General features: G+C 60.4%; 16 protein-coding genes. 4 read left to right on the forward strand and 12 right to left on the reverse strand.

The window, feature by feature from the left end:
• Nucleotides 1-78: 78 nt before the first annotated feature.
• Nucleotides 79-1,182, reverse strand: a complete 1,104-nt coding sequence (locus KGB20_RS19650) for an extracellular solute-binding protein (RefSeq protein ID WP_223532913.1) — start codon at nucleotides 1,180-1,182, stop codon at nucleotides 79-81.
• A 110-nt stretch (nucleotides 1,183-1,292) separates the two neighbouring features.
• Between KGB20_RS19650 and KGB20_RS19655 the strand changes: the two genes are divergently transcribed.
• Nucleotides 1,293-2,066: a helix-turn-helix transcriptional regulator gene (locus KGB20_RS19655; RefSeq protein ID WP_223532915.1), complete on the forward strand. Its 774-nt coding sequence runs from the start codon at nucleotides 1,293-1,295 to the stop codon at nucleotides 2,064-2,066.
• A gap of 286 nt (nucleotides 2,067-2,352) precedes the next feature.
• On the forward strand, nucleotides 2,353-4,389 hold the full coding sequence (gene ligD / locus KGB20_RS19660) for a DNA ligase D (protein WP_223532917.1): 2,037 nt from the start codon (nucleotides 2,353-2,355) through the stop codon (nucleotides 4,387-4,389).
• Between the two features lie 106 nt (nucleotides 4,390-4,495).
• Here ligD and KGB20_RS19665 read toward each other — a convergent pair whose 3' ends face one another.
• The 8 genes from KGB20_RS19665 to potE form a co-directional block, all read right to left on the reverse strand.
• Nucleotides 4,496-5,170: a DUF3313 domain-containing protein gene (locus tag KGB20_RS19665; RefSeq protein ID WP_057715435.1), complete on the reverse strand. Its 675-nt coding sequence runs from the start codon at nucleotides 5,168-5,170 to the stop codon at nucleotides 4,496-4,498.
• Nucleotides 5,171-5,220: 50 nt separating this feature from the next.
• Nucleotides 5,221-6,489, reverse strand: a complete 1,269-nt coding sequence (locus KGB20_RS19670; RefSeq protein ID WP_150814998.1) for an OmpP1/FadL family transporter — start codon at nucleotides 6,487-6,489, stop codon at nucleotides 5,221-5,223.
• 68 nt (nucleotides 6,490-6,557) lie between these two features.
• On the reverse strand, nucleotides 6,558-8,171 hold the full coding sequence (locus tag KGB20_RS19675; protein WP_057715433.1) for an arylsulfatase: 1,614 nt from the start codon (nucleotides 8,169-8,171) through the stop codon (nucleotides 6,558-6,560).
• A 216-nt stretch (nucleotides 8,172-8,387) separates the two neighbouring features.
• Nucleotides 8,388-8,666, reverse strand: a complete 279-nt coding sequence (locus KGB20_RS19680) for a DUF3303 domain-containing protein (protein WP_057715432.1) — start codon at nucleotides 8,664-8,666, stop codon at nucleotides 8,388-8,390.
• Between the two features lie 204 nt (nucleotides 8,667-8,870).
• Complete coding sequence (locus tag KGB20_RS19685) at nucleotides 8,871-9,410, reverse strand: phosphohydrolase (RefSeq protein WP_223532919.1); 540 nt, start codon at nucleotides 9,408-9,410, stop codon at nucleotides 8,871-8,873.
• Nucleotides 9,410-9,811 carry a hypothetical protein gene (locus tag KGB20_RS19690; RefSeq protein WP_008050481.1) on the reverse strand — a complete coding sequence of 134 codons (402 nt, stop codon included), beginning with the start codon at nucleotides 9,809-9,811 and terminating at the stop codon, nucleotides 9,410-9,412. Before KGB20_RS19690 ends, KGB20_RS19685 begins: the two co-directional genes overlap by 1 nt.
• Before the next feature lie 93 nt (nucleotides 9,812-9,904).
• On the reverse strand, nucleotides 9,905-12,190 hold the full coding sequence (locus KGB20_RS19695; RefSeq protein WP_057715430.1) for an Orn/Lys/Arg decarboxylase N-terminal domain-containing protein: 2,286 nt from the start codon (nucleotides 12,188-12,190) through the stop codon (nucleotides 9,905-9,907).
• 16 nt (nucleotides 12,191-12,206) lie between these two features.
• A complete protein-coding gene (gene potE / locus KGB20_RS19700) occupies nucleotides 12,207-13,592 on the reverse strand; it encodes a putrescine-ornithine antiporter (RefSeq protein ID WP_150815000.1) in 1,386 nt (461 codons plus the stop codon).
• Between the two features lie 182 nt (nucleotides 13,593-13,774).
• Between potE and KGB20_RS19705 the strand changes: the two genes are divergently transcribed.
• Both KGB20_RS19705 and KGB20_RS19710 read left to right on the forward strand, forming a co-directional pair.
• Nucleotides 13,775-14,104 carry a hypothetical protein gene (locus KGB20_RS19705; protein WP_057715428.1) on the forward strand — a complete coding sequence of 110 codons (330 nt, stop codon included), beginning with the start codon at nucleotides 13,775-13,777 and terminating at the stop codon, nucleotides 14,102-14,104.
• Between the two features lie 122 nt (nucleotides 14,105-14,226).
• The gene (locus KGB20_RS19710) at nucleotides 14,227-14,643 is read left to right on the forward strand and encodes an organic hydroperoxide resistance protein (protein WP_046040328.1); all 417 of its coding nucleotides are present in this window, start codon (nucleotides 14,227-14,229) and stop codon (nucleotides 14,641-14,643) included.
• A gap of 156 nt (nucleotides 14,644-14,799) precedes the next feature.
• Here KGB20_RS19710 and KGB20_RS19715 read toward each other — a convergent pair whose 3' ends face one another.
• The 3 genes from KGB20_RS19715 to KGB20_RS19725 form a co-directional block, all read right to left on the reverse strand.
• Complete coding sequence (locus KGB20_RS19715) at nucleotides 14,800-15,309, reverse strand: copper chaperone PCu(A)C (protein ID WP_223532921.1); 510 nt, start codon at nucleotides 15,307-15,309, stop codon at nucleotides 14,800-14,802.
• Between the two features lies 1 nt (nucleotide 15,310).
• Nucleotides 15,311-15,916 (reverse strand): SCO family protein, encoded by a 606-nt coding sequence (locus tag KGB20_RS19720; protein WP_057715426.1) that lies wholly within the window; start codon nucleotides 15,914-15,916, stop codon nucleotides 15,311-15,313.
• A gap of 328 nt (nucleotides 15,917-16,244) precedes the next feature.
• Nucleotides 16,245-17,129: a ChaN family lipoprotein gene (locus KGB20_RS19725; RefSeq protein WP_223532923.1), complete on the reverse strand. Its 885-nt coding sequence runs from the start codon at nucleotides 17,127-17,129 to the stop codon at nucleotides 16,245-16,247.
• Between the last annotated feature and the right edge of the window lie 20 nt (nucleotides 17,130-17,149).

Here is a 17,149-nt window from a genome sequence, read left to right on the forward strand (position 1 = left end):
TCGTATCAGTCGCCAATAATGTTGGCTGGCACACCGCTTTCGCGAGCAAGCCCGCTCCCACAGGGACATGCGGTGTGTTTATTGACCGTTTTTGACCTTGCTCCAGATCCGCGTGCGCACGCGCTCGGTAGCGGGTGGCAGTGGCTGGAGGGTGAACAAGGTGGCCATGGCTTCGGCGGGTGGATAGACGGCCGGGTTGCTGCGGGTCGCTTCGGCCACCAATGTGGTGGCGCTGCGGTTGCCGTTGGGGTAGTTGAGGTGGTCACTGACCGGGGCGATGACTTCGGCGCGCATCAGGTAGTCGATGAAGGCCATGCCTTGTTCCGGGTGCGGAGCGTCCTTGAGCAGCACCAGCGTATCGAACCACACCGGCGCGCCTTCCTTCGGCAAGCTGTAGGCGATCTTCACGCCGTTGCCGGCCTGCTCGGCGGTGGATTTGGCTTCGAGCATCGCGCCGGACCAGCCCACCGCCACGCAGATGTTGCCGTTGGACAGGTCGCTGATGAACTTCGACGAGTTGAAGTAGGCGATGTGCGGACGCAGTTTCAGCAGCAGCGCTTCGGCCTTCTTGTAGTCCTCGGGGTTGGTGCTGTTGGGCGGCAGGCCGAGGTAGTGCAGGGCAACCGGCAGCATCTCCGACGGCGAGTCGAGCATGGCCACGCCGCATTCGCCGAGTTTCGCCAGGTTCTCTTCCTTGAACACCAGGTCCCAGGAATCCACCGGCGCCTTGTCACCCAGCAGCGCGCGCACTTTGTCGATGTTGTAGCCGATACCGTTGGTGCCCCACAGGTAGGGTACGGCGTACTGGTTGCCCGGATCGTTGTTGGCCAGTTTCGCCAGCAGTTCAGTGTCCATGTTCTTGAAGTCCGGCATCTGCGCACGGGGCAGGGGGGCGAGGGCGCCGGCCTTGATCAGCGTGGGCAAACTGAAGTTGCTGGCCACCACCACGTCGTAGCCGCTGCGGCTGGTGAGCAACTTGCCTTCGAGCACTTCGGCGCTGTCGAAGGTGTCGTAGACCGGTGCAATCCCGGTGTCACGCTTGAAGTCCTGCAGGGTGGTGGGACCAATGTAGTCGTACCAGTTGTACACGTGCACCGTCGGGGCTTCGACCGCAAAAGCCGACAGCGAAACCGCCAGACAGGCACCCAACCCCAGATTGAAATACAAGTGGTGACGACTCATGATGCGGCACTCCTGGCCTGTTGCGGCCGGTGGTAATCAGGAGTTTGCAGCGTATCGACCGGGGTGGCCTTCACCCATTCCCATCATGGGTTACTCAAAAGGGGTAGTGCGTGGACGCGTTGTTGAAAGAGTTGCCGGTGCATCAGGGGCTGGCGCGGGTCTTTACGGCGGTGGGGCAGGACAGTTTCTGGCGTGCACTGGTCGATACCCTGCGCTTGCTGGTGCCGCTGGATAACGCGCTGGTGGCGCTGATGCGCCCGGGGCATGTGCCGCGCCTGCTGATTGACTTCGATGCCAAGAGCAACAGTGCTGAGCAGGAAGAGCTGGCGGACTACCGCGCTGGCATGTACCTGCTTGATCCGTTCTATCAAGCCGCTTGCGCCGGCATCGCCGACGGCTTGCACAGCCTAGATTCGGTGGCCCCCGACCAGTTCCAGCACAGTGAGTACTACCTGAGTTACTTCAGCACCGTGGTCGGTGGGGACGAATTGCAGTTCATGGTCAACATCGATGGCGCCGTGCTCGGCCTGTCCCTGGGGCGTTCGACACGCTTCAGCCTCGAGGAGCAGGGCCGTCTGCTGTGCGTGCGTGACTGGGTGCTGGCGGCGATGCGCCGACACCTGGATTTGCTGCCACCGGAAGGGCCGGTCGCCGAACCACCGGCCGGCGATCTGGCGACCTTGCTCGATCGCTTCGACGCACGCCTGACCCTGCGGGAAATCGAAACCGCGCGCCTGATTCTCCAGGGGTTCTCCAGCAAGGCCATCGCCCAGCAAATGGGCATCTCCCCGGAGACGGTGAAAGTGCATCGACGCAACCTCTATCACAAGCTCAACGTGAACGGGCATGGCGAGTTGTTTGCACTGGTGTTGCGGCCGCGTTAATCCGGATTGTCCGGTTGACCAGGCCGCTGCCTTCGCGAGCAAGCTCGCTCCCACATTTTGATCGCCGCCGAGCGTAGATTCCGTGTGCGCTGAAAATCACTGTGGGAGCGAGCTTGCTCGCGAAGAACGATGACTCGGTCAACCTGCCGAAACACCAGCCGTACCCCGCACCACAGGCCCGTCCGTCCGGGCCTTTTCAACGCCGATTGAATTATTGCGCCGTTCGCTGGCTCTGCTTGGTTAGGAGACGTTTGCATTCAACGTCCAGGCGCGAAGCAGGTGAGCCATGCCCCGCAACCTCGATGACTACAACCGCATGCGTGATTTTTCGGCGACCACCAAGCCCGCCGCCAAACTTTCACGCCCGGGAAAATCATCGCCACTGACCGGCGCGCGTAAAGCCAGGCTGCCGGACCTGCTAAAGCCGGAGTTGGCGACGCTGGTGGAAAAAATCCCCGACGGACCATGGCGCTACGAAATCAAGTTCGACGGCTACCGGATGATGGCCCGCATCGACCACGGCGAGGTGAAGCTGATCACTCGCAATGGTCACGATTGGACCCACAAACTGCCAGGGCAGGCCATGGCCCTGGCCGCGCTGGGCCTGGAATCGGCGTGGCTCGACGGTGAAGTGGTGGTGATGGACGAGCAGGGGTTTCCTGACTTTCAGGCGCTGCAAAACGCCTTCGAAGCGGATCGCAGCGACGACATTCTCTACTACCTGTTCGACCTGCCGTACCTCAATGGCATGGACCTGCGCGAGGTGCCGGTCGAAGAGCGTCGAACTGCGCTGGCGACGGTGCTCAAGGCCAGTGAGGAGCCGTTGCTGCGTTTCTCCAAGTCGTTTGGCGAGGAGCCCCGCGCCTTGCTCGACAGCGCCTGCCAGATGCACATGGAAGGGTTGATCGGCAAACGCCAGGGGTCGCCCTATGTATCCCGGCGCAGCAGCGATTGGATCAAGCTCAAATGCCAGCATCGACAGGAATTCGTCATCGTCGGTTTCACCGAGCCGAAAGGCTCGCGCCATGCCTTCGGGGCGTTGCTGCTGGGACTGCATGATCACGATGACGGCCAGTTGCGTTATGCCGGCAAAGTCGGCACCGGGTTCAACGAGGCGACCCTGCGCAGCCTCCATGATCAGCTCAAGCCCTTGCAGGTGAAAAAGCCGCCGGTGGTCAATCCACCCGGCGGTTCGCAGGCCAGGGACGTGCACTGGCTCAAACCCCGGCTGCTGGCGGAAGTGGCCTTCGCTGAAATGACCAGGGACGGTTCGGTGCGCCATGCCGTGTTTCATGGCCTGCGCAATGACAAACCGGCACGAGCCATCACCGAGGAGCGCGCGAAAACCGTGAAAACCTCCACTGCGAAAAAGGCTGGCACGGCGAAGCCCGCTGCCACGGGAAAGAAAACCGCACCCGCCCCCTCACAACTCGGTCTGGAGGAGGGCAAGGTACGCATCACCCACCCGGACCGGATGATCGACCCCGGCAGCGGCACCACCAAACTGCAACTGGCGCAGTACTACGCCAGCGTCGCCGAGTGGATCCTGCCCGAGCTCAAGGATCGTCCGGTGGCGCTGGTGCGTGCGCCGGACGGTATCGCTGGCGAGCTGTTTTTCCAGAAGAATGCCGAGCACCTGGCGATCCCCGGCATCACCCTGCTGGACAAACAGCTTACCGGCCAGCCGATGATGCTCATCAACAACGTCGAGGCGCTGGTTGGCGCGGTGCAGATGAATGCCGTGGAACTGCATACCTGGAATGCGACGTCTGACAAACTCGACAAGCCGGATCGTTTTATCCTCGACCTTGACCCGGACCCGGCGCTGCCATGGAAACGCATGGTCGAGGCCACGCAGCTGACGCTGTCGGTGCTGGATGAACTGGGGCTCAAGGCGTTTCTGAAAACCAGCGGCGGCAAGGGAATTCACGTGGTGGTGCCGTTGACCCGCAAGCTCGGTTGGGATGAGGTCAAGGATTTCAGCCATGCCATTGTCAGTCACATGGCCAGGCTGTTGCCCGAGCGTTTTTCCGCGGTGTCGGGACCGAAGAACCGTGTCGGACGGATTTTCATCGATTACCTGCGCAACGGTCTGGGGGCGACCACCATTTGCGCCTACGCCGTACGTACCCGCGAGGGGTTGCCGGTGTCGATGCCGATCTGGCGCGAAGAGGTGGCCGAACTCAAGGGCGCCAATCAATGGAACCTGCACAACGTGCATGAACGTCTGGCCGAAGTCGGGGATGAGCCCTGGGCGGACATGCCCAAAACCCGGCAAGCGATCACTGCCGAGATGCGCCGGCGGGTGGGGATGAAGAAGTGAATTGTGCCGATAGGAGCTGCTGAAGGCTGCGACCTTTTTATGGTTTCAATAACCTGAAGATCAAAGGATCGCAGCCCGCGGCAGCTACTACGCGAGCAACCTGTTCTTACTTGAGGAACGCCTGGAAGTCGGTACCCAGTTTGTCGATCGCTGCCTTGAAGTCCTTGGCGGTAATCTTCTGGCTTTCGTTTTTCAGTTCGGTGCCGAACACCTTGCGCACCACTTTGGCTACGGTCTGGTTGCTCTTGGCGTCGACGAACTCGGCTTCGATGAACAGGGTGGTTTCCTGGTCACGGTGACCGGTGGCTGCCTGGGTTGCCCCGACTACGGCCGCGATGGGCACCACTTCATACCACTTCATGCCTTCGTTCTCGGCGTTCACCCCGGTAATCGCCGCGCGCATGATCAGAGGGCGCGAACCCGCCGGTGCGGATGAGGTGTTGGTCACTACGCGGTATTTCTGACCCAGCGTAGCCTTTGCCTTGCTGGTCATGTAGTTCTGAATGTCGGTCAGTGTCTGCTGGTTGACACGCTCATCGGGTTTAGGGGCCGGGTAGAGCTCCAGTTTGTTGAACACCACGGTGTCATAGGCATTCGGGTTCCACGCAGGGCTGACCCAACGCATCGCGGTGCCGCCGCTCGGCGTTTCGACTTCCTGCAGGTTGTTGTAGTTGGACAAGAAGCCTGAATATTGCTCCTTCTCAGTCACTTTCGAGGTGCAGCCGCCTAGCAACAGACTGGCCAGCGTAGCGCCGACGAGCAGTTTTCGGGACAGATTCATAGTGGTGTTTACTCCTTGGTTTAAATCGTCATTCTTTCGTTTACAAGACATCAGAATCGCCAGGTCATGTTTCCGTTTATAGCCTGAATCCAGGCATTGTCGAATTGACCGGAGATTCGATTGCCCGATACGGACTTGGCCTGGTCCACCGGCATGTCGCCGAGCCAGACCATGGCCCAACTGACGTTGACATCGGTGTTCTCGTTCAGAGCATAGGTGGCTCCTGTCGCAATGCGCCAGGATTCATTCATCGGCACGACCACGCTGCGGTTGCTGTCCGAGACGGCGCTGCTGTCGTAGGCCACACCGACGTTCCACAACCACTGCTCGGTGGCCTGGTATTGCGCGCCAAGGGAGAGGTGCCAGGTATCCTTGAAGCCGGCGTCGACTGTTGTCGATTGCGCTCCAAATGCCGTGGTGTCGACCTCTACGGCGATGTCGCCGAACTCGGACCAGTCCTGCCAGTTGGCCGAGGCGAGCAACGCCCATTGCCGGTCCAGTTGCTGGAAAAGGCTCAGGGTGACGGTTTGCGGCACCTTCATGTCCAGTTCGGTATCGGTGTTGTTGACGCGCTCGAGCAGGCGGCCGTCGCCCTTGACGTCCAGCCGGTCCTTGAAGTCCAGGTCGACCTGGCTGGTGTAGGTCAGGCCGATGCGCGTGCCGGGTTGTGGGGCGTAGATCACGCCCACGTTGGCGCCATAGCCCCAGGTGTTGTCCCGGTACTTGTATTGGCCGTCAGAGCGGTCAGTGAAGCCGAAAGGGGAGCGGTCGATGGCGGTGTCTGCCTTTAACATGCCGTACATGGCCTTGATGCCCAGGCCGACCGACCACTGCTCATTGAAGCGATAAGCCACGCTCGGTACCAGCGACAGGCCGAGCAGGCTGGAGTTCTGCGCAAAGTAGCGGCCGGACCAGTCGTTGTCGTAATTGACCGCCAGGCCGAAGTCGCCGTACTGGCCGAACCCGACGCTCCAGTGCTCGTCGAGTTCATGGCTGATGAAGAAGCTGCCACCGGGAATCGGATCGAGGGCGTTGCCACTGCCGCTGCCCGGGGTGTTGGTGCCGGAGTCGCGGTCGAAGCTCAGGTCGCCGTACAGAACCTGCAAGCCGGCGGTGATTTGCGTGCCTGGCAGATAGCTCATGCCCGCAGGGTTGCTGGCGATGGTCGAGGGGCCTTGGGCACGGGCGGCGGCACCGGCGTTGGCCAGGCCGGCGTTATCGGTGCCGATTTCATAGAGCATGATGCCGCCGGCCCAGGCTTGCTGGCAGCACAGGGCAAGTAGCGCAGAGGCGGGCAGGGTAGCTGTTTTCGTCGGCATGGAAATCCCTCAGCAATTGTCCATTTCGAATACGGGTGGACTGAACCCGCCACCCGTGGATTCGGCTGTTACTTGGCCATCTCTGCCCGAGCCGCGGCGATCTTGGCTTTAACCGAGTCGAGGTTGAAACTCGCGCCTTTTTGCATTGGTGGGAACTCGATCGCTGTTTCTGCCAGTTTGGCCACCTGCTGCTGGACGAACACGAAGCGCCAGAACTGGAATTTGAACCAGTCGAAGTATTGTTGCGAACCCTGCGCGGCCTGATTTTCCGGCCAGCCCATGCGCTCGAACGGGTCGAGTCGAAGATTGGTCAGGATCGGCACATCCACAGCAACTTTAGCCCCCATCCAACCACCCGGTTGGTCAATGAAGCGATATTTGTAGTCGTCTATGCGCACCGCACCCAAGGAGCTCTCTCCGAAGTAGAAAACTTCATGCCGGTTCGACGGACCTTTTCCAGTGATCATTGGCGTTTGATCATAGCCGTCCAGGTGAACTTTGTAGGTGGTGTCGCCCAATTGTTTGCCTTTGAGCAGTTCCGCCGTGATGTTCGGGTTACCTGCCGCCGCGACCAGGGTCGGGAACCAGTCCATGCCGGACATGATGCCGTTGGCAATCTGGTTGGCCGGCACCTTGCCTGGCCAGCGAATGATTGCCGGTACCCGGAAGCCACCCTCCATGACCGTGCCTTTGCCCATGGCGAACGGAGTCGTGCCGCCATCGGGCCAGGTGAAGTTTTCCGCACCATTGTCGGTGGTGAAAATCACGATGGTGTTGTCGTCCATGCCGTCTTTTTTCAGCTTCGCCAGGACGTCGCCCACAATGTCATCGAGCTGCGCCATACCGGCTTCCTGTTCCGACCAGCCATTCTGCGAGTTGCGCATGGCCTCGTACTTGTCGGACAGGTGCGTGACGATGTGCATGCGGGTCGGGTTGAGCCAGACGAAGAACGGTTTGTTGTCCTGCTTGGCCTTGTCGATGAACGAGAAGGCCTTGTCGCGAATCTCCTCGTCGACGGTTTTCATCCGCTCCGGATAGAGCGTTCCGGCGTCTTCGATTTTCTGCTTGCCGACCTTGCCCCAGCGCGGCATCACGGTCGTGTCATCAGTGGTGGAGGCCCAGCTGTGGACCATGTTGCGTGGGCCGACGCTGTCTAGCAGCTCCTTCGGATAATTGGGGTGTGCCGGATCTTCCATGGCGTCGAGGTGATAGAGGTAGCCGAAGAATTCATCGAAACCATGGACGGTGGGCAGGAACTGGTTCAGGTCGCCCAAGTGGTTCTTGCCGAACTGGCCGGTGGCATAACCCATGGCCTTGAGTGCGGTCGCGATGGTGACGGCTTCGGCGGGAATACCCACGGGCGAGCCGGCCTGGCCGACGGTGGTCATGCCTGTCCGAATCGGCAGTTCGCCGGTAATGAAGTTGGCGCGCCCGGCGGTGCAACTGGCCTCGGCGTAATAGTCAGTGAAACGCATGCCTTCGTTCGCTAGCTGATCAAGGTTGGGGGTTCTGCCGGCCATCATGCCTTGGTTGTAGACGCCGATATTCGACCAGCCCACATCGTCGCCCATGATAACCAGGATGTTGGGAGCTTTGTCGGCGGCCAGGGTCAGGCCGGGAAACGCCATCACAGACAGCAATAGGGGGGCCGCAAACAGCGTGGATAAGGTTGTCCGATTCATTTCGAGCTCCTGCGCACTCGCGTGAGTACATCGAGACGAGCCCCCAACCGTCGTTGAATTTCGTAACCCCCGCGAAGAGCGTAGGTTTGAATTGCGAAATATCCAGTAATGGATAGTCAGAAAGCACTGATTCAGGAGCATTGCGCCGAAAGAGTGTTCGCTCAAAAACACCCGCTAAATTGAGGCGGCGAGCGCTACTCGCCGCCTCAATCGCCATTACCGGTCGGCAGTGGCAGCCAGCAATGGTGCAATTTGCTCATCGGTCAATGCGGCATGCACGTCCATGCTCATCAGGTCGTTCCACTCCAGCACCCATTTTTGAATCGGCACCAGATCACTCGCCTCGGCAATGCCGAAGCCGGCCGAGCTCCCTACGGCGTGCCAGCGTCCGTGCATGGTGACGCCTTCGGGCGGTGCGCCACCGGTCTTGAGGAAACGTGCGATTGCGGCATCACGGTTGTCCGGGCTGATTGTCCAACTGACGATGAATAACATCGGCTACCTCCTGTTACGGATTGGCACCGGTTTTTATGCGCGCACCTGGCTGGCGCCGGGGCCGTGGCCGCGCTTGGGTTTGCAGTTCCATCCTGGCTGGCGTGCGGCAAAATCTCCCATGGAAGGCATAGCAGCGCCTCGCGATTCATGTACGACCGCTGATCTTGTTCAGGTGCCTGTTCGAGGGGGTAACGGATGCGTGTTTCACCAACGAAACATGGGCAGCGGGCGCAGCGGCGAGCGAATGAATTGACGGGCAGAAAGCTTCATCAGCATCGAGTGAAAGCCGTGATCGGGAAAGGTCGACTGCACGGTTTTGATGAAGCTGCGGGGCAGGCCGAAACGCACCAGGCCCAGGGACACATCCACCAGATCGGCCTGGCGGAAGGGTTCGACGCTGGCAGCATAGGCGCCGCGATACTGGCGCAGTTTGTGATGCTCAAGTATCAATGCGCTGACTTCATCCTTCAGTTCCGCTCGTTGCTGGTTGTCGAGGTACTCGGTGGCCAGGGCAATGGACGGCGGCAGGTAGTCGAGGGTGTCATCGGTCCAGATGCCCAGGTCATGAAACGCCGCCGCGATTTGGACGGCGGCCGGGGGCAGGCCATCGGCACCACTGAGGGCTCCATGGAAATTCAGCACCCGGTAAATGTGGTTGCGGTAGCCCTGCAGGTCGGCCCCGATGGCCAGGGCGAACGAGGTGAGAATCTCGTCGGTGAGGGGGAGTTCGAGAAGAAGCTTCATCAGGCGTCACGCAACAGGTCGTTGGCATTGAGCAGTTCGTAGGCGATCTCCGGGCGCTTTTCCATGGCCCGGCGAATGGCGGCGGGGATGTTGGCGCGGGTCTTGCGGCACAGCCCCGGCAGTTCGCCAATCTGGATGCCGATGCCGCGCATGGTGCGCACTTCGTTGAAACCGGGAGCGATGTCCACGCGGATGCCCAACTGTTCGAGCATGCGCCGTTGCAGGTGCTCCAGATCGCTCAGGCTCTGCAGGTTCTCCAGGCGTTCGATCAGGCGTTTTTCTTCGTTGCGGGTCAGAAACAGAATGCGCAGGTCCGCCCCTGGTGTTTCCAGCAACGGGTCACGCCCGCAGTCGCAGGCGCCGGGCGGGCAGGGTGAGCGGATCGCAGCGGTGGTGGTCATGGGGATCAATCATAGAGCGCTGTGATCGAGTTTGCCCATAGGGATTTGGTGTGAAGGCGATCTAAAAATGTGGGAGCGGTGAGCCAGCTTGTCTTACTTCAGTACCAGCATCCGGTAAACGCCATCTTCGACTTCGATCCCGTGGGTGTCATGGGTGAAGCCGGGGAAGGATTTGTCGAAGGCTTCCAGTGCCTTGAGATACGCCAGCAACGGACCGTCCGCAGGCCCTGCGTTCTCACCCGGCATGAGCAGCGGGATGCCTGGTGGATACGGCACGATACCGGTCGCGGCAAGGCGTCCGGCGGCTTCGTTGAGCGTCACCAGCTCGATGTCGTTACGCACCAGTTTTTCGTAGGCCTCCACCGGGCTGAACTCGGCTTTTGGCAGGGTGCCGAAGGCCTGGGACATGTTGGCAGTGGTCTTGTGTTTCTTCATGGCGGCGAAGATTTCGTCGGCCAGATCCTTCAGGCCCATGCCGGCATAGCGATGCTGGTTGGCGTTGTACAGGTCGGGCAGGCACAGCTCGAGCTCGGCGTTGTCGTCGTAGTCACGCTTGAAGTCGAGCAGGGCGTTGAGCAGCGTGCCCCACTTGCCTTTGGTGATGCCGATGGAGAACAGGAACAGGATGGTGAAATCGGTGGTTTTCTCGACCACGATACCCTGACGGCCCAAGTACGCCGTGACCACGCAAGCGGGGATACCGGAGGCGAGCAGGCTGCCGTCGTCGCCCATGCCCGGGCTGAGCACAGAGACCTTGATCGGGTCGAGCATGCAGTAGCCGTCTTCGATGTCGCCGAAACCGTGCCATACCGCGTTCGGGTGCAGGACCCAGCAGTTCGGATCGGTTTTCAGCGTAGCCGGGTCGACCTCATGGAACGGCACGGCCGCTGCGCCAACCTGTACGGTCGGCGGCTGCCAGCAGGTGAAGAACCAGTCGTTCTTGCCCACCATCTCGTTGTGCATGCGCGAGAGAACCTGGCGGAAGCTGATGGCTTCTTCAATCGACTCGTTGGTGAGGATCTGCCCGCTCGGTGCTTCCATCATCGCCGAGCTGACGTCGCAGGACGCCATGATCGCGTAATTTGGCGAGGTCGAGGCGTGCATCATGTACGACTCGTTGAAGCGCGCATGTTCGATCGGGTTACGCCCGTCACGCACGTGGATCATCGAGGCCTGAGACAGGGCAGCCAGCAATTTGTGGGTCGACTGGGTGGCGAACACGGTCGGCTTGGACTTGTCGTGATCGGCCGGGTTGCCGTGCATGGCATGGCGTCCGCTGTACAGCGGGTTGAAGCGCGCATAACCGTACCAGGCTTCGTCGAAGTGCAGACGGTCCACGCTTTCGCCCAGCAGCTCTTCGACCCGGGTGACGTTGTAGGTCAGGCCGTCGTAGGTGGAGTTGGTGACAATGGCGTGCACTGGTGTCGGGTCGATGCCTTGCTTGACCAGCGGGTTGTTGGCGATGGCGGCTTTCACGCCTTCGGCGCTCAGGGTCTGCGGCAGGATCGGGCCGATGATGCCGTAGCGGTTGCGGGTCGGCACCAGGTAGGTCGGAATCGCCCCGGACAGGGTCATCGCGTGCTCGGCGGACTTGTGGCAATTGCGGTCGCACAGGGCGATCTGGTTGCGCGTGACGCTGGCCATGAGGATGACGCGGTTGGACATCGACGAGCCGTTGGTCACGTAATACGTGCGGTGGGCGCCGAAGACCTTGGCGGCATAGCGTTCACCCTGGCCGATAGGGCCACTGTGATCGAGCAGCGAACCGAGTTCGCCAACCGAGATCGACAGGTCGGAACGTAGCAGGTTCTCCCCGAAGAACTCGTAGAAGGCCCGGCCTGCGGTGCTCTTCAGGAAAGCCGTGCCGCCGGCATGGCCTGGGGTGTGCCACGAGTATTCATAGTTGCGGGCAAACTTCACCAGCGCGCCGAACATCGGCGGCAGGGCGGCCTGGCGATAGCGTTCGATGGCCGCCAGGATGCGCCCGCTGAGGAAACGGGAGGTGTCCTCGGGCAGCCAGATGAAGTCGTCGGCGTGTTGCATGACCAGCAACGGAATGCTCGACGCGGTGGTGCGGTCGCTGATCAGGAACACCGGCACCCGGGTATTGCGCTCGCGCAGTTTGACCAGCAATTTGGTGCAGTCGGCGTGGCCTTCGCTGGTGTCCATTTCCCACCGGATGAGCACGCATTGAATGGCAGGGTCCGAGCGCAGGATCGAGGCGGCGTCGGTGAGGCTTTCCGAGGCCAGTACGCTGACACCACGTCCCTCTACGTCGTGGACCAGTTGATCCAGGGCGCGGCCAAACACCGTTCGCTTGTCCGGCGGACTGCTGACCAGTAGCGCCAGCATGCCCAGCGAGTGTTTATATTCCGTCATGATTGATCCTCCAGAGTTAATTCAGGTTGTTGACCGGCACTGGCTCGGCAGTGAGGTGCTGCGCGCTGACGGTTTGTGTCGGTACGCTGTTGTTGAGCGCTTCGAGGCGGATCAGGCGGTTGTTGACGAAGCCGAACAGGGTGTAACCAACGATCGTGGCCACGCCGCCCAGCATCAGCGCCTGTTCACCGGAGCTGTATAGCGCCAGGTAGCTGTAGGCCGCTGCGATCAAGGCAATGATGTTGGTGGCCAGCGCCTTGCTTTCCGGCACGTTGGAGACTTTCTGCATGGTCATCAGCGCGGCCATGGACAGGATGTACGGCACCAGGTTGGTGACCACCGCGAGGTTGACCAGGGTGTCGAACTGCTTGCTCAAGTCGGGGCTGATGGTGAGCAGGGCCAGCGCGGTCTGCGCCGCCAGCAGCACCAGCATGCCGACAATCGGCGTTCCCGCTTTGTTGCCTTTGGCAAAGATCGACAGGAAGTAACCGGTGTCCGCCGAGCTTTTGTACACCTGGGCGATGGTGAACTGCCAACCCAGCAGCGAACCGATGCAGGCGAGCACCATGGCCGCCATCACGATGTCGCCGACCATCGGGGTGAACATCTTGGCGAACACCAGGCCGAACGGCGCAGTGGACGCGACCAGTTCTTCGTTGCCGACGATACCGAAGATGACGTTGGTGGAGACGATGTAGATCACCGCTGCACCCAGGGTGCCGCCCAGCACGGCAATCGGTACGTTGCGCTCAGGGTTTTCCACCGCGTCGGTGTTGGCGCAAGCCGATTCCAGGCCAAGGAAGGCCCACAGGGTAATTGCCACCGAGGCGCCTGCCGCTTCGAACCAGCCTTTGTCGTGGGGGTTCCAGCCAGCGGCGTAAACACTGCTGTCGAACCAGAACCAGCCCACCGTGGAGACCAGCACCACCGGTGCAATCACACCCCAGACCGTCACCGCGCCGATACGGCCGGTAATGCTGGCGCCGCCAAAGTTGGCGAAGGTGGTGATCCACAACAGGGCAATAGTGGCCAAGCCTACTTGCAGTGAGTCGAGTTCTATCCCGAACAACACCTGAATATAGCCGACCGCTGTAATACTGATCGCCACGTTGGCAATCAACAGCGAGAGGCCGTAGGTGTAGTTGGTGATGTAGTTACCTGCTTTACCGAAGGTGTATTCGGCATAACCGCCCATGCCGCCGGTCTTGCGGCTGAGCATCCCGCATCGCGCAAAGGCGTACGCCAGAGCGAGGGAGCCGGTGGCCGTTATCAGCCAGGAGAGGATCGAAATTGCACCGACTTCCGCGAGTTTCGTCGGTAGTAGCACAATGCCTGAGCCCAACATGTTGACCGCGGTCAACATTGTCAGTTGCCCCACACTCATTTTCTTTGCGACTGACATTCCGTTGCCTCACTTAGTTGGCGATTGAGAGTCTTAGCTATAGCAAAGGATTGAAAACTCGCAAGAAATAACGTCACTCATCTCGTTTTCGCATTAATTTGCAAAAAAGGCACGATGCTGGCCCCCAAGTTTAAAAATCCTCAGCAAAATTAGTTCATTTTCAGCTAGTTAAATAGGTCAAGATGCGCAAGACATGGATCTCGTTAATGCCGTTAGTTATCGCGGGTGTAGCCCATTCGGCTCAAGCCAAAGAACTGGCCACCCATGATCAATACATGTGCAGTTGGGGGGCGGGAACCGCCGCAAGGGCACAGGAGCTCAAGCTTTCAGGCGTTTCTCTGTACGCCGCACGCCAAAAAATCCAGGTCTACAAGTTTGCAAAATCCTGGATGCGCATGATGGCACTTGGCATTACAGAGCAAACTTATGACAGTCCGTCGCGATTCAAACCGACTGCTGTACGCCAGAGCTTTTATGAGGACTGCGTCAGGTACAAGTTGGCGCGTAAATAAAGTAGAAGGGGGCGCTGGTCGGATCGACCGCGGGACGGGGCTGCGACGACTATATTGATTGACCATCCCAGCGACCCGATGGGGTGAAAACCGGTTTTTTACAACTCAATCAGGAGGTCATCATGAGCCAGATCGATAAAGTGTTGTACACCGCCCAAACCCACACCACCGGCGGGCGTGACGGCGCGTCCCGCAGCTCCGACGGAATCCTCGATGTGAAGCTGTCGTCCCCGGGCGCGGGTGGCGGTGGAACCAATCCGGAGCAACTGTTCGCTGCCGGGTGGTCCGCCTGTTTCATCGGCGCCATGCAAGTTGCAGCCAGGGAAATGAAAGTGGCGTTGCCCAAGGATGTGGCCGTCGATGCCGAGGTTGATTTGGGCACCAATGAAGGCGGCTATCTGCTGCAGGCGCGGCTCAATGTCAGCCTGCCGGGGCTGGACCGTGAAACCGCACAAAAAATCGTCGACACCGGGCACCAGTACTGCCCGTACTCGAAAGCCACGCGCAACAACATCAACGTCGTGCTCAAGCTCGTTTGAGTTGACGTGAAAAGGACTCGTATTCACTGAAGATCAAACTGTGGGAGCGAGCTTGCTCGCGATGGCGGAGTATCAGGCGACATCGATGTCGAATGTTCCTGCCTCATCGCGAGCAAGCTCGCTCCCACAGGTCCTGTGTTTTAACTCACGGAGCAATCAATTCATCTTGCTGTGATCATGCATCATCGTGCCGTGATCCATGGTGCCGATCGCCTTGGCAACGGCTTCGACCTGAATCGATTCTTTCTCGCCCTTGGCGTCTTCGACGGTCAGGGTCAGTGGCACCTTGTCGCCTTCCTTGATCTGACCTGTGAGATTCATCAGCATGATGTGATAGCCGTTGGGATCGAAGCTCACCGGCTTGCCGGCTGGCAGCGCAACGGACTGCACCTGCTGCATTTTCATCACGTCGTCTTTCATGCTCATTTCATGAATCTGCACTAGCTTGGCAACCGGCGTTTGCACGCTCAGCAACTTGCTGTCGCTGCTGGCGGTGACGGTCATGAAGGCGCCGCTCGACGGCTGGCCGGCCACGGTGGCGCGGACCCAGGCGTCGTCGACCCGGGTTTGTGCCGATATCTGAAAGGCCAGGCCGACCAGGGACAAGCCCAGTGCCAGTTGCTTGCAACCTTGGACGAAGCGGTTTTTAGCCTGCGGGGCATTCATTTCAGCAAACCTCCATCACGGTGAGCAGGTCTTCTGCGCACTCTTTGGCCGTCAGGGACGCGGACAGCCCCAGGCGCAGATTGCCCCGGGAGTCGAAGACAAAACTGGTCGCGGTATGGGAGAGGGTATAGGTATCGCCGCTCGGGACTTTTTCAAAGAACACGCCGAATTCCTTGGCGGTGGCGGCGGTTTCTTCAAGCGTGCCGTACAGGGCTTCGAAACTCGGGTCGAACGCCTTGACGTACTGGTCCAGCAACTCTGGCGTGTCGCGTTCAGGGTCCAGGGTGATGAAGATAACCTGCAGCCTTTCGCCATCGCGACCCATCAGCTTCTTGGCCTGCGCGGCGCGGGCCAGGGTGGTCGGGCACACGGCCGGGCACTGGGTGAAACCGAAGAACACCATCGGCATCAGGCCGCGATAGCTGCCCAGCATCCTGGTTTCGCCTTCAGGGTTCTTGAGCTTGAAGTTACGCCCCATGATCTTGTCGCTGAGGTCCTTGCCGTAGTTGAACGACAGCTTGCTGCTGTCGTCGCAACCGGCGAGCAGGCCCAGGCTCAACAGGCCCATGCCTTGCAGGACAGTCCGGCGGGTATACAAAGTACTCATGAAAAAAGCATCCTGTTGAACAGGCTGAAATGACAGCGTGATGACTGTACAGACGAAAAAATCGCGGGGATGTTAACAAACTGTGCCGGTGTCGGAGGGGCGGATACGACCATTGGACCGACGGGGAGGCGTGACATAGTGTCGCGCCGACAGGCCGACACCTGTGGCGAGGGGGCTTGCCCCCGTTGGACTACGAAGTAGTCCCGATCCAGGCAATGCGGTTTGTCTGAGTAACCGCGATTGCAGGGTTCAGGGTCGCTGCGCGACCCAACGGGGGCAAGCCCCCTCGCCACAGGCAAGCCCCCTCACCACAATGTTTCGGTCGGGTTTAGCGACGCAATTGCGCGCAATGATCCTGTTTCGGTTGCGCGGCGGTGTACCACACGTAATCCGCATTCTCGGCGGTCACGGTCTTGCCCGCTTCGGCCAGGATCAGCACCGCATTCCCTTCACCGGCACCGAGGTCCTTCAGGTGCAGTGGCACCCCCAGATCCTTGCGCACGTGGAAGGCACCGGCCAGCAGCAACGCCGGCGTCGGCGCGGCCATCAGGCGCTCGGCCATGCGCCGGTCACGCTGTTGTTGCACGGCGAGCATTGCCGGCATCTGCGCTTCGGGCAGCAGGCCGCAATGGGATTGGCGGATGTCATCCAGCAAGGTCGCCCGCACCTGTTGGGTGGTGGACGCTTGCCCCGCAAGTACCGGGCGCTGTTTGTAGATCTGCATGATCTGCGCGCGGTCCAGGTTCGCCGCCAGCAGCGGATACGGTTGCCGCAGCGCGTAGGTGACGAGTGCGCCATAAACACTCCAGTCCCAATTGGCCTGCCAGGCCAGCGCCGTGAACGCATCGGCCGGTGGCTGGCCCGCGCGGGTCACGGCTTGTGCGGCATCGACCCTGGCTTGTTGGTCGGGGTTGAGCATCTCCATCAGCAGGCTGCCCTGGGGGCGTTGTGTCGCCAGTTCGCGCAGCAGCCACAATTGCAGGGCGTGGTGGTCCGGGTTGTCGTGCTGTTCACCGACCAATACCCGAGGCACAACGGCCAGGCGTTGGACAAGTTCTTGCGGTGTCAGCGTACGGCCCGTGGCGAGTTCGCGGATGACTCCGAGGTCGGCGTGATCACGGCCGTGCGGGGCGATCGGCGCCGGCAGTGGTGTGACCTGATGGATTTGGCAGGCAGCCAACAGGCTGAATGCACAGAGCAACAGAAAGCGCATCGGTTTTCCTTATTGGACAG

The organism is Pseudomonas sp. BF-R-30, from assembly GCF_019956175.1.
In the GTDB taxonomy this organism is placed as follows: domain Bacteria; phylum Pseudomonadota; class Gammaproteobacteria; order Pseudomonadales; family Pseudomonadaceae; genus Aquipseudomonas; species Aquipseudomonas jessenii.

Coding starts and splice junctions, on each gene's coding strand:
- KGB20_RS19685 (WP_223532919.1), bottom strand. CDS start 9,410: ATGAAGCTTCTTCTCGAACTCCCCCTCACCGACGAGATTCTCACCTCG.
- KGB20_RS19715 (WP_223532921.1), bottom strand. CDS start 15,309: ATGAATGCCCCGCAGGCTAAAAACCGCTTCGTCCAAGGTTGCAAGCAA.
- ligD (WP_223532917.1), top strand. CDS start 2,353: ATGCCCCGCAACCTCGATGACTACAACCGCATGCGTGATTTTTCGGCG.
- potE (WP_150815000.1), bottom strand. CDS start 13,592: ATGTCAGTCGCAAAGAAAATGAGTGTGGGGCAACTGACAATGTTGACC.
- KGB20_RS19690 (WP_008050481.1), bottom strand. CDS start 9,811: ATGACCACCACCGCTGCGATCCGCTCACCCTGCCCGCCCGGCGCCTGC.
- KGB20_RS19695 (WP_057715430.1), bottom strand. CDS start 12,190: ATGACGGAATATAAACACTCGCTGGGCATGCTGGCGCTACTGGTCAGC.
- KGB20_RS19665 (WP_057715435.1), bottom strand. CDS start 5,170: ATGAATCTGTCCCGAAAACTGCTCGTCGGCGCTACGCTGGCCAGTCTG.
- KGB20_RS19650 (WP_223532913.1), bottom strand. CDS start 1,182: ATGAGTCGTCACCACTTGTATTTCAATCTGGGGTTGGGTGCCTGTCTG.
- KGB20_RS19675 (WP_057715433.1), bottom strand. CDS start 8,171: ATGAATCGGACAACCTTATCCACGCTGTTTGCGGCCCCCCTATTGCTG.
- KGB20_RS19720 (WP_057715426.1), bottom strand. CDS start 15,916: ATGAGTACTTTGTATACCCGCCGGACTGTCCTGCAAGGCATGGGCCTG.
- KGB20_RS19670 (WP_150814998.1), bottom strand. CDS start 6,489: ATGCCGACGAAAACAGCTACCCTGCCCGCCTCTGCGCTACTTGCCCTG.
- KGB20_RS19705 (WP_057715428.1), top strand. CDS start 13,775: ATGCGCAAGACATGGATCTCGTTAATGCCGTTAGTTATCGCGGGTGTA.
- KGB20_RS19710 (WP_046040328.1), top strand. CDS start 14,227: ATGAGCCAGATCGATAAAGTGTTGTACACCGCCCAAACCCACACCACC.
- KGB20_RS19725 (WP_223532923.1), bottom strand. CDS start 17,129: ATGCGCTTTCTGTTGCTCTGTGCATTCAGCCTGTTGGCTGCCTGCCAA.
- KGB20_RS19680 (WP_057715432.1), bottom strand. CDS start 8,666: ATGTTATTCATCGTCAGTTGGACAATCAGCCCGGACAACCGTGATGCC.